Below are 10,507 nucleotides of genomic sequence, written 5' to 3'. Positions count from 1 at the left end.
CGGGTCGAAGGGCGACAAGGGCACCAGCACGTCCGTCCCGGCGACGTTCATCAACGACCGCCTGTGGGGCGCCGGTCACCTGATCGAGTACTTCGACAGTTTCAGCGCGCGGGCCGGCGCCGGGCAGTTCCTCTCCCTGGGCGCCGGGCACTACACGCCCGAGGTCGCCAAGGTCACCATCAGCTACGGCGACGACCCGACCCAGTACCCGGCCGTCATGGCCGGCGGCGCGTTCGCCTACGCCGCGGCCGTCTCCACCGGCGACACCGGCGACACCCAGAACGCCTTCCCCCCGGCCCCCTACGTCCACGCCTACAACGCGGACGGCAAGGAGATCTACAACCAGAAGACCCAGCCCAACACCAAGGCCACCCACCCGTAAGCGACACCTCGGTTTCACCGGCCTGGCGGTCCCACCGCGCACGGCCATCTGCGCAGCGCTAGCGTCGCCAGCAGGTCGGAAGAACGACGCTTCGCCCCCTCAACCAGGAGGTTCCCGTGGCAGGTGACGCTGCGCAGGTGGCACCCGAGGTGTACAAGGTCCTCTTCGAGAACGATCGGGTACGGCTGCTCGAAGCCCGGCTCCAACCCGGCGACAGGTCGGCCATGCACCACCACCCCGACAACCTCGTCTACAACCTCGCGGACGGAAGGGTCACCTTCACCGACGAGTCCGGTGGAACCATGGAGGCCTCGCTCGCGGCCGGCGAGGCGATGTGGATCCCCGCCGTGGACCACTCCACGCACAACACCGGCAGCACCGAGGTCCGGTCGCTGCTGTTCGAGCTCAAGTAGCGGCCCGCACTACCGACGCGATCGGGCAGGAGCGCGCGGGCGTCGCGCCTGTCCTGCTCGACGGGCGGGCGCCCTCGTCCCCGCCCTCGTCCCCGCTCAGCCGCCCGTGCCCAGGAGCACGTCGCGGTGCTGCCACGCCAGTTGGAGCAGCGCCGCTCCCGCCGGCTGCATCGGCTCCCTGACGGTCAGCCGTTCCACCTGGTCGGCCGTGAACGGGATCCCCGCCGCGTGCCCGGTGCCGTCCTCCAGCTGCACACGGTGGCCTTCGTCGTTGGTGGAGACGATTCGCGCGAAGGTCGCGTCGAACAGCTCGGCGTCGAACACCGCGACGGTCAGCATGTCGGTGACGAGCGTGAGCGGGTCCATGCCCAGCCCCAGCCAGAACACCCGCAGTGTCCCCGCCGCCCGGGCCGCGTTCAGGGCCTGGTGGAACGGCCAGGCGTCGTAGTCGATCGGGTGGGTGTCGCTGCCGTAGTCCTCGCTGCTGCCGAGGAGTTCCTCGCTGAGCTCGCGGACGATGGCCCGCCACAGGTCGAAGTCGTTGGCCTCGTTCCACGGCGCGTCGTGGGAGGCCTGGAACATTCCCACCGGCATGACCTGGAAGAGACCGCCGCCGCTCGCGACCTTCGCCGGGTCGCGCCAGTGCAGGACGAACTCCGCCGAGCCGGCCCGCCGGTCGTAACGGATCGCGAGCGTGCTGACGGCGGCCACGACCGACCGCCGGGCGAGGTCGGTGGGATCACCGATGGCGGTTCGAAACGGCGTGGCGCTCGGGTCCGTCACCGGCCGGCCGGGTGCGGCCAAGGCGGCGGCCGCGTACTCGTGGGCCGCGGCCTCGCAGACGTTGAGGACATCGAAGTACTGGCCGCGGCCGAAGGTGAGCGTCGGCCCGGCGGCATCCTCCGCCACCGCCAACAGCCGGTAGCAGCCCCGGTTCTCGAACAGCCGCGGCTTGGCCAGGTCGCGAACGGCTTCGGCGTAGAAGGTGTACGGGGTGCCGTCCGCCCGCCGGGCGCGGGTGGCGTCCAGCTCAGGACCGCTGCCGTCGATCGGGGCTACGGGCGTCTGCTCCTGCCACCGCAACCGGACCCGTGCCAGGGGTACGGGCGTCTCCGGGATCCAGTGCCTGCGCGCCAACACCCGGCCACCGGGGGCGAATTCCTCGGGACCCCGGCCGGCCACGGCCAGCTGCGTCAACGCGAAGCGGCTGCGGTTCAGGTGCTCCCGGACCTGGCGCCACCGGGCCCGGCTCGCCTCCGGCGTGGTGGTGGCCTGCTCCGGCTGCCCCGTGGCGGACACCGCGGCCGGGCTGGTGTGCGCGCTCGTCATGGCTCGATCCTCATGGACAGGATGCTGCCAAGCGGACAGCATCCTGCCAACCTTCGCCCCGCCCGCCACCGCGCGAGCGCCCGGAAATCGGCCCACCGTGACGCCACCCGGGGGGAATGAGCCCCTCCACGATCGTTCGTGGCCAATTCCGACCTGACACCACCCTCCCCACGGTCACCACCCCCATTCTTGACCTGACATATACACGACCAAGGGGAAACGAATAATGTTGCGTTCCGTACGACCCGCCGGCCGCCTCGGCAGCTCCCTCATGACAGTGACCGCCACGGCGGCCGCCTGGGCGGTCACCGCCGTGGGCCTCGCCGCCTCACCGGCGGCCGCGGCGCCCGCCGCCACGGCGACGCCCCGCCTCGGCGACACCTGTACGGTGGCCGACCTCGGCACCCGGCTCCCGTACATCAAGACCACCGAGGTGTCCCCGACGATCACCCACTTCAAGGGCTGGTACGTCACCCAGGGCAGCACCGGCAGCCAGAGCGTCACCACCACCACCCAGACCTCCATCTCGGTCACCGTGGGCCTCAACGGCAGCGTGACGGGCACCTTCGGCAACCAGGTCCTCGGCACCGTCGCCGCGACCCTGGGGCTGAACGTCCAGGTCAACTACACCTCCACCAGCAGCGAGTCGAGCACGGTCAACTGGAACTTCAACCAGCCCGGCTACTACGGCGTCTACAAGGGCACGAAGAAGGTCACCGGCACGTACGGCAGCCTCAACTGCAACCGCACCCAGCAGGGCGACGGCAGTTGGGCGCTGAAGTGGATCGACGGGCCCGGCACCGGCAGCTTCACCACCTACACCACCCTCGAGGAAGGCGCGGTGCGCTGCGAGGACGCGGTGCCCGCCAACAGCATCATGGCCAAGGCGAAGTTCCTGCTCGACTGCGGCTCGCCCGCCGCGCGGGCCGAGCACCCGGCGGGTGCGGTGGCGCCGACCGAGAAGCAGACCCAGGACCGTCTCGCGCAGCAGTCGGCCGCCACCGTCGGCGCCCCGTCCGCCGGCCGGCCCGAGGCCGCCGGCAGCGGCGCGCTGGCCGCCGCCGCCCTCAACTGCACGCCCGGCGCCTACCGGATCGACGTCCCCGGCAGGCCGCTGAACTGGAGCGCACCGCTCCTGGCCAACGACGGCATCCGCCTGCGCGAGTCCACCTTCTTCAGCGCCCACCTGGACAACTGGCGGCTGTGCAACGTGACGGAGAACAACGGGGTGCTCGAGGCGACCCTGTGGAACTGGGGCAACGGCGGCTGCGCGACCATCCCGGCGAACATCGCCAACCAGGAGCAGGCCTACCTGACGACGGCCAACTGCAGCGAGGACGACCTCCAGCGCTTCTACGTCTACCGCGACGTCCCCGGCAGCTCGAAGGTCGGCCTGCAGAACAAGTACACCGGCTCCATGGTGGGCTACGACCGGTACGCGGACGGCGAGTTGATCCGCCAGTACTCCGGCGGCCGGCAGGACGGCACGGGCACCTTCACCATGACCGGAGTCTGACCGCCCCCCTCCCCTTGACCGTCCCCCTCCCCGTGACCGCGGCCCCGCACGTGAACCCCGAGCCCTCCGGTTCCGTGCGGGGCCGTCCGCGCTCCCTCCGGACGGCTGTGTCGCGGGGAGCTCCCGACTGGTCGGGCTCAGCCGAGGGGCTTGTCGACGACGGCCTTGGTGTGGCTGAAGGTGTCGATGGAGTACTCGCCGTGGTAGCGGCCCATGCCGCTCTCGCCGACGCCGCCGAACGGCAGCTCGGGCATGGCCAGGTGGGAGACCGGCAGCCCGAAGGTGAGGGCCCCGGAGGAGGTCTCCTCGGTGAGCCGCTGCTTGGTCCGCTCGGACTCGGTGAAGGCGTACAGGGCGAGCGGCTTGTCGCGCTCGTTGATGAAGGCGATCGCCGCGTCGAGGTCGGGCACGGCGACGACCGGCAGGATCGGGCCGAAGATCTCCTCCCGCATGACCGGCGCCTCGGGGGAGACGTCCGCGAGGACGGTCGGGGCGATGTAGCGGCCGGCGCGGTCGTGGGCGCCGCCGATGACGGTCCGTCCGTCGCCCAGGAGCGCGGCGAGCCGGTCGAAGTGCCGCTCGTTGACGATCCGTCCGTACTCGGCACTGGCCGCCGGGTCCTCGCCGTACAGGTCGCGGACGGCGTCGGCCAGGTGCTGCTCCAGGGCGGTGGCGCTCCCGCCGACGGCGAGGACGTAGTCCGGGGCGACGCAGGTCTGGCCGGCGTTGAGGAACTTGCCGCGGACGATCCGCTGCGCGGTGACCGCGAGGTCCGCGTCGGGCTCGACCACGACCGGGCTCTTGCCGCCCAGCTCCAGGGTGACCGGGGTCAGGTGCCGGGCGGCCGCCGCCATGACGATCCGGCCGACCGCGCCGTTGCCGGTGTAGAAGATGTGGTCGAAGCGCTGCTCCAGCAGCGCGGTGGTCTCCGGGACGGCGCCCTCGACCACCGCCACCGCCTCCGGGTCGAGGTAGCGGGGCAGCAGCCGGGCGATGGCGGCGGAGGTCGCGGGGGCGAGCTCGCTGGGCTTGAGGACGGCCGCGTTCCCAGCGGCCAGGGCGCCCACCAGCGGGGCGAGCGCGAGCTGCAGCGGGTAGTTCCACGGCGCGATGACCAGCACCACGCCGAGCGGGTCGCGCACCACCCGGGCCTCGGCCGGGCGGAAGAACTCCGGCACGGCGGCGGGCCTGGGCCGCAGCCACTCCTCCAGGTGGGCCACCGTGTGGTCGAGCTCGTTCAGCGTGAAGCCGATCTCGGTCCGGTACGCCTCGGCCGCGCTCTTGCCGAGGTCGGCGTGCAGGGCCTGCTGGAGCGCCTCGGTCTGCTCGGTGAGCAGCGAGCGCAGCGCCGCGAGCTGCGCCTGGCGCCAGGCGAGCGGCTTGGTCCGGCCGCTGGTGAACACGGCGCGCAGGCGGGCGACCACGGCGGGTGCGTCGACCGTGCTGGTGGCGGCGGTGGGGGCGGGGGTGGTGGTCATGGGTGGCGCACGGTCCTTCCGGATTCCTTGAAGCCGTCGATGGTTAATGGCCTCAAGCATCTCGACGGTAGGCCTGGATGGTTGAGTATGTCAAGTATCTCCCGTTGACCGAGCCACCGGGCGACCCCACCCGAAACCTGGCCGGCCAGCCGACCAACCGAACGAGTGAATCCGGCGACGGCCGCACTGCGCCCCCTCCTTGCCCCCGAAGGCGTCCGCCACCGTCGCCCACCTGCCCGCGGGCGCCGACGAACACCACATCGTCACTGCCGCCCGCGAACGGTCCGTCGGCCTCTACGGCATGAGCGCCCACCGGGCCTCACACGCCACCGCGCCGGCGCAACTCGTCCTCGGCTTCGGCAACGTAGGCGAACGAGCCATCGCCGAGGGCATCGCGGCCATCGGCCACCTGCTGACCGGCCGGCCGTAACCTACCGACCCATGACCACCAGTACCGACCTCGATCCGGCCGGCATCGCCGCTCTCCTCCACGACGTCCGCAGCTCGGCCGCGCGCCTGGCTGCCGGCCTCGACGCCCTGACGGACGTGACTGCCCGCGAGCCGTCCGTGCTTCCCGGATGGAGCCGTGGGCACGTCATCACGCACCTGGCGCGTAGCGCCGACGTCTACCGATGGCTGCTTGCCCTGGCTCGCACCGGCATCGAACCCGGAGCACGGGCCGACGCCGCCGCCCTGGACCGCGCGCTGCGGGACGGCGCCGGTCGCGGCGCCGCCGAGCTCGTCGCGGACCTGCGCGGCAGCCTGGCCCGACTGCTCGACGAGGCCGCAGCGATGCCCTCCGACCGCTGGCCCACCCTGGTCACCGCCCTCGCGGGATGGCGACACCCCGCCTGGTACACCCTCCACCGTGCCCGGCGCGAACTCGAAACCCACCACGTCGACCTGAAGCTCGGTTACACCACCGTCGACTGGCCCACCGGTTACGTCACCTGGGCACTCGACGAGACCATCGCCACTCTGGCCGCACGCGACTTCCCCGTGGCTCGCTTCGAAGCGACCGACCTCGACCGCTCCTGGACACTCGCACCCACCGGCCCCACCGCGACCGGCCCCGGCCACACGCTCCTCGCCTGGCTCGCCGGCCGCGGCCCGGACGAAGGCCTCCGGTCGGAACCGCACCTGCCGACACCACCGATGTGGCCGCTCCCGCCGGAACCGGGCTGGGGGCGCGCGACGAGCCGGGCGGCCTGCAGGTCGGCCGGTTCGACGCGGGCCATGACCGCGAGCGGGTCGGACGCCGAAACCGCGAGCGCCCAGGGGCTTTCGACGACGGGACGCAGCGACAGCACCGGTGCGCCGGCCATCGAGCCGGCGACAAACGGAACCGCCCCCACCATCTCGTAGAAGTCAACGGACCAGCGCCCGGGAGCATCCATAATTCCCGCATGCTCAGAGTGTTACTTCTCCAGCACGTGGATGCCTGGAGAACGGCCGGGCACATGGAGCGCGGCGAACGCCGAGCCCCACAAGTGCGAGGAACTGCGCTGGTGGCCGCTCGACCACCGGCCGGCCGACATCGTGCCCTCCACCGCACACGCCCTCTCCGAGATCACGTACGGCCACCCGCTCTCCACCGTGGGCCGGCCGGCCTGAGCGCACCGCCCGTCCTTCTGAGCTCGATCCTGGAGGAAACCCCGTGCCCACTCCCCCCGTTCGCCCCGCCGCCCCCGGTGACGCCGACGAACTGCTGCGCCTGCGCGTCGCGGTCCTCGACGGCGCCCGGCTCACCGACGCATGGCGCTCGACCTTCCGCGACGACATGCGCGCCCGCCTCGGCACCGACCCGAGCCTGCTCGCCTACGTCGTCCCCGCCGACGAGCACACGCTCGCCTCCTGCGCCCTCGGCATCGTCTACCGCGGCTACCTCGGCCCGACCCACCCGACCGGGCTGTGGGGCCGCATCCACACGGTGGCCACCGACCCCGCGCACCGGCGCCGCGGCCACGCCCGCGCCGTCACCACCGCCCTGATCGACGCGCTCAAGGCGGCCGGATGCGGCTCGATCGAGCTGCGCGCCACCGAAGCCGGCGCGCCGCTCTACCACACCCTCGGCTTCGCGCCGCTGGACGGCTACATGGCACTCCGCCCCACCCCACCCGGCCCCCGGCACTGAGCTGCCCGCGCCCCGGAGGTCCGCGGCACGGGCAGCAGCCTGCCGACCGGCCGTCAGGCGAGCCGGTCCACGGCGGCGTCCAGCCGGTCCAGGGTGCGCTCGCGGCCCAGCGCCTCCAGCGACTCGAACAGCGGCAGGCCCACCGTCCGGCCGGTCACCGCGACCCGCACCGGTGCCTGCGCCCGGCCCAGCTTCAGCCCGTGCTCGGCCGCCACCGCCTCCAGCTCCGCGCGCAGCACGCCCGCCCGCCACTCCCCCGCCGCGGCCAGCCGCTCCCGAGCGGTGCGCAGCAGGCCGGCCGCGCCGTCCTCGTCCTTCATGGCCTTCGCCCAGGACGCCTCGTCCCGAACCGGCTCCGGCAGGAACAGGAAGTCGACCTGCTGGACGATCTCGCCGAGCAGCGCGATCCGGGACTGCGCCAGCGGGGCGAGCGCGGCGAACGCCCGCGCGTCGAAGTCCTCCGCCGCCCACGGCACCTCCGGGCCGGTGAGCCACGGCGAGCACGCGGCGGTGAAGTCCTCCACCGCCATCGCCCGCAGGTACTCGCCGTTGAAGGCGCGCAGCTTCGCCACGTCGAAGAACGCGGAGGCGGCGTTCACGTCCTCCACCCGGAACAGCTGCTCCAGTTCGGCGTACGGTCGGATCTCCAGGTCGTCCTTGGGCCCCCACCCGAGCAGCATCAGGTAGTTCACCACGGCCTCGGGCAGATAGCCCTCGGCCAGGTAGTCCTCCAGCGCGACCTTGTCCCGTCGCTTGGAGAGCTTCTGCCGCTTCTCGTTGACGATCACCGGCAGGTGCGCCCACACCGGCGGGACGGCGCCGAGCGCTTCCCAGAGCAGCTGCTGCTTGGGGGTGTTCGACAGGTGCTCCTCGCCGCGGATGACCTGGGTGATGCCCTGGTCGAGGTCGTCGACGACGTTCGCGAGCAGGAACACGGGGCTGCCGTCGCCCCGGGCGATCACGAAGTCCTCGATGGCCGGGTTCGGGAACGACGGTTCGCCGCGGATCAGGTCCACCACGACGGTGGCGCCCTCGTCCGGGGTGCGGAAGCGCAGGGCCCGGCCCTGCGCGAATCCGAGGCCCCGCCCGCGGCAGAATCCGTCGTACCCGAGCTGGGTCGAGCCCGTGCGCTCGGCGAGCTGCTCGCGGGTGCAGTCGCAGTAGTACGCCTGGCCGGCCGCGTGCAGCTTCTCGGCGGCCGCGCGGTGCCGCTCGACGCCCGCGGAGTGGAAGTGCGGGCCTTCGAAGGCCGGGTCGCCGTCGTGGATGCCGATCGCGGCGAGGGCGCTGATGATGCCCTGTGTCCACTCGGGCCGGTTGCGGGCGGCGTCGGTGTCCTCGATCCGCAGGACGAACGTGCCGCCCTGCTGTCGCGCCGTCGCCCAGTTGTACAGGGCCGAGCGGGCCCCGCCGACGTGGAACATGCCGGTGGGGCTCGGAGCGAAACGGACGCGGACGGGACGGGATGCCTCGGTCATGGCCGAAAGGTAGCGACAGCGGCGGCATCACCGGGACCGAATTTCCCCGCTGCCCCGCGATGACTGCCGTTCAGCTCACCAGGGCACTTCGCCGGCGTCCTCGAAGAACCGGCCGGTCGGGCCGTCGTCGGGCAGGGTCGCGAGTTTGATGGCGATCGCGGCGCCCTGTTCCGGGGTGCGCACGCCCTGGAAGCCGTTGAGGTCGGTCGCGACGTAGCCGGGGCAGGCGACGTTGATCAGGATGTTCGTGCCGCTCAACTCCCGGGCGTACTGCAGGGTGACGGCGTTCAGGAACGTCTTCGACGGCGAGTACGCCGCGGCCACCGGACCGACGGTCAGCTCACTGGCGGTCCCCGACTGCCGGGTGAGGGAGCCGACGCCGCTGGACATGTTCACGATCCGCGGTGAGGCGGAGCGGCGCAGCAGCGGCAACATCGCGTTGGTGACGCGGATGACGCCGATGACGTTGGTCTCCACGACCGTGCGGATGGTGGCGGGGTCGACGCGGGTGGGCTCCTGGGGCATGCCGCCCGTGATGGCGGCGTTGTTGACGAGCACGTCGAGGCGGCCCGCCTGTTCCTCGATCAGCCGCGCGGCGGCGGTCGCGCTCGCGTCGTCGGTCACGTCCAGTGGTACGCCGAAGGCGTCGACGCCGGCCGCGCGCAGCCGCTCCACCGCGGCCCCGCGGCGCTGTTCGTCGCGGGCGCCGACGCCGACGCTCCAGCCGAGGGCGCCCAGGCCCGCGGCGATCTCGTAGCCGATTCCCTTGTTCGCGCCGGTGACCAGCGCAATCGTTCGTTCGCTCATGGGGACCATGCTGCTCCCGGACCCCGGCGGGGGTCCAAGACCGATCGGGTGGGCAGCGATACCCTCCGGGTATTGATCCGGAGCATCCGGAGTACCGTGGCCGGATGGAGACCAGGGAACTGCGCTACTTCGTCGCTGTCGCCGAGGAGTTGCACTTCGGGCGCGCCGCGCAGCGGCTCGGGATCGCACAGCCGCCGCTGTCCCGGGCGATCCGGCAGCTCGAACGCCGGCTCGGGGCAGCGCTGCTGGACCGGACCAGCCGCACCGTCACGCTGACCGAGGCCGGCTCGGTGCTGCTGGCCGAGGGCCGGGCGGCCCTCGACGCGGTGGAGGCGGCCGAGCGCCGGACCCGCCGCGCCGCCCTCTCCTCGGCCGGCCGTCCCGGCCTGGTTCTGGTCACGAAGGCCAGCGCGTCCCGCGAACTGCTGGCGAAGCTGCTGGACGCGTACGCCGCCGAACCCGGCGCCGCCACCGTCGACGTCATCCTGTGCGGCCCGGCCGAGCAGGCACGACTGCTGCGCGAGGGCCGGGCCGACGTGGCGCTGCTGCACCGCCCGTTCGACTCGACGGCCGGGTTCCACACGGAGGAACTCGGCACGGAGGGCCAGGTCGTGGTCCTTCCGGCCGGGCATCCGCTCACCGTCCGGCCCCACGTGCACATGGCCGACATCACCGACCTGCCGGGCCTGCCCCTGCCGCGCTGGCCCAGCCCGGACGGCAGCTACCCGCCCGGCCCCGGCCCGCAGGTCCGCGACCACGCGCAGTTGTTGCAACTCGTCGCGCTCGGCCGGGCGTGCGCGGTCTCACCGGAGTCGAGCCGGGCCCAACTGCCCGGTGACCTCGCCACCGTGCCCGTGCTGGACGCGCCGAAGGTCACCACCGTGATCGCCTGGCCGCCGCACAGCCGGTCCCGGGCCGTCGCCGACCTCGTCCGGACCGCGACCGGTCTCCGGTAGCTCCGCCGGTCAAG

General features: G+C 72.6%; 11 protein-coding genes and 1 pseudogene. 8 read left to right on the top strand and 4 right to left on the bottom strand.

Annotated elements, in window-relative coordinates; all coding sequences use genetic code 11:
- Together VM95_RS42895 and VM95_RS31640 are read left to right on the top strand one after the other, a co-directional pair.
- A pseudogene (locus VM95_RS42895) lies at positions 1-382 on the top strand (hypothetical protein); the annotation flags it as partial.
- A 116-nt stretch (positions 383-498) separates the two neighbouring features.
- Positions 499-795, top strand: coding sequence for a cupin domain-containing protein (locus VM95_RS31640; RefSeq protein ID WP_045703329.1), 297 nt, complete (start codon positions 499-501; stop codon positions 793-795).
- Positions 796-891: 96 nt separating this feature from the next.
- Here VM95_RS31640 and VM95_RS31635 read toward each other — a convergent pair whose 3' ends face one another.
- Positions 892-2,124, bottom strand: a complete 1,233-nt coding sequence (locus tag VM95_RS31635) for a hypothetical protein (RefSeq protein WP_052707691.1) — start codon at positions 2,122-2,124, stop codon at positions 892-894.
- 271 nt (positions 2,125-2,395) lie between these two features.
- Here VM95_RS31635 and VM95_RS31630 point away from each other — a divergent pair, with 271 nt between their 5' ends.
- Complete coding sequence (locus VM95_RS31630) at positions 2,396-3,640, top strand: hypothetical protein (protein WP_107073159.1); 1,245 nt, start codon at positions 2,396-2,398, stop codon at positions 3,638-3,640.
- A gap of 137 nt (positions 3,641-3,777) precedes the next feature.
- On the opposite strand, the gene VM95_RS31625 is transcribed toward VM95_RS31630, so the two are convergent.
- A complete protein-coding gene (locus VM95_RS31625; RefSeq protein WP_045703326.1) occupies positions 3,778-5,118 on the bottom strand; it encodes an aldehyde dehydrogenase family protein in 1,341 nt (446 codons plus the stop codon).
- A gap of 199 nt (positions 5,119-5,317) precedes the next feature.
- On the opposite strand from VM95_RS31625, the gene VM95_RS31620 reads away from it, so the two are divergent.
- The 4 genes from VM95_RS31620 to VM95_RS31610 all read left to right on the top strand — a co-directional run bounded on the left by VM95_RS31620 (position 5,318) and on the right by VM95_RS31610 (position 7,252).
- Complete coding sequence (locus tag VM95_RS31620; protein ID WP_045703324.1) at positions 5,318-5,548, top strand: hypothetical protein; 231 nt, start codon at positions 5,318-5,320, stop codon at positions 5,546-5,548.
- A gap of 11 nt (positions 5,549-5,559) precedes the next feature.
- Complete coding sequence (locus tag VM95_RS31615) at positions 5,560-6,483, top strand: maleylpyruvate isomerase family mycothiol-dependent enzyme (protein ID WP_063773589.1); 924 nt, start codon at positions 5,560-5,562, stop codon at positions 6,481-6,483.
- 72 nt (positions 6,484-6,555) lie between these two features.
- A complete protein-coding gene (locus tag VM95_RS42890; protein WP_157882252.1) occupies positions 6,556-6,732 on the top strand; it encodes an NUDIX hydrolase in 177 nt (58 codons plus the stop codon).
- Positions 6,733-6,775: 43 nt separating this feature from the next.
- Entirely contained in the window at positions 6,776-7,252 is a 477-nt protein-coding gene (locus VM95_RS31610; RefSeq protein WP_045703322.1) for a GNAT family N-acetyltransferase, read from the top strand.
- Positions 7,253-7,305: 53 nt separating this feature from the next.
- On the opposite strand, the gene gltX is transcribed toward VM95_RS31610, so the two are convergent.
- Both gltX and VM95_RS31600 read right to left on the bottom strand, forming a co-directional pair.
- Positions 7,306-8,676 carry a glutamate--tRNA ligase gene (gltX, locus tag VM95_RS31605; protein WP_045703319.1) on the bottom strand — a complete coding sequence of 457 codons (1,371 nt, stop codon included), beginning with the start codon at positions 8,674-8,676 and terminating at the stop codon, positions 7,306-7,308.
- A 129-nt stretch (positions 8,677-8,805) separates the two neighbouring features.
- On the bottom strand, positions 8,806-9,537 hold the full coding sequence (locus VM95_RS31600; protein WP_045703317.1) for an SDR family NAD(P)-dependent oxidoreductase: 732 nt from the start codon (positions 9,535-9,537) through the stop codon (positions 8,806-8,808).
- Between the two features lie 104 nt (positions 9,538-9,641).
- Here VM95_RS31600 and VM95_RS31595 point away from each other — a divergent pair, with 104 nt between their 5' ends.
- Positions 9,642-10,493 (top strand): LysR family transcriptional regulator, encoded by an 852-nt coding sequence (locus tag VM95_RS31595; RefSeq protein ID WP_045703315.1) that lies wholly within the window; start codon positions 9,642-9,644, stop codon positions 10,491-10,493.
- Positions 10,494-10,507: the final 14 nt, after the last annotated feature.

It is taken from the genome of Streptomyces rubellomurinus (assembly GCF_000961885.1).
GTDB classification, from domain to species: domain Bacteria; phylum Actinomycetota; class Actinomycetes; order Streptomycetales; family Streptomycetaceae; genus Kitasatospora; species Kitasatospora rubellomurina.
The sequence above is the reverse complement of the archived record's forward strand: the minus strand, read 5'-3'. Positions and strand labels throughout refer to the sequence as shown.

Coding starts and splice junctions, on each gene's coding strand:
- VM95_RS31635 (WP_052707691.1), bottom strand. CDS start 2,124: ATGACGAGCGCGCACACCAGCCCGGCCGCGGTGTCCGCCACGGGGCAG.
- VM95_RS31630 (WP_107073159.1), top strand. CDS start 2,396: ATGACAGTGACCGCCACGGCGGCCGCCTGGGCGGTCACCGCCGTGGGC.
- VM95_RS31625 (WP_045703326.1), bottom strand. CDS start 5,118: ATGACCACCACCCCCGCCCCCACCGCCGCCACCAGCACGGTCGACGCA.
- VM95_RS31615 (WP_063773589.1), top strand. CDS start 5,560: ATGACCACCAGTACCGACCTCGATCCGGCCGGCATCGCCGCTCTCCTC.
- VM95_RS42890 (WP_157882252.1), top strand. CDS start 6,556: ATGCCTGGAGAACGGCCGGGCACATGGAGCGCGGCGAACGCCGAGCCC.
- gltX (WP_045703319.1), bottom strand. CDS start 8,676: ATGTTCCACGTCGGCGGGGCCCGCTCGGCCCTGTACAACTGGGCGACG.
- VM95_RS31600 (WP_045703317.1), bottom strand. CDS start 9,537: ATGAGCGAACGAACGATTGCGCTGGTCACCGGCGCGAACAAGGGAATC.
- VM95_RS31595 (WP_045703315.1), top strand. CDS start 9,642: ATGGAGACCAGGGAACTGCGCTACTTCGTCGCTGTCGCCGAGGAGTTG.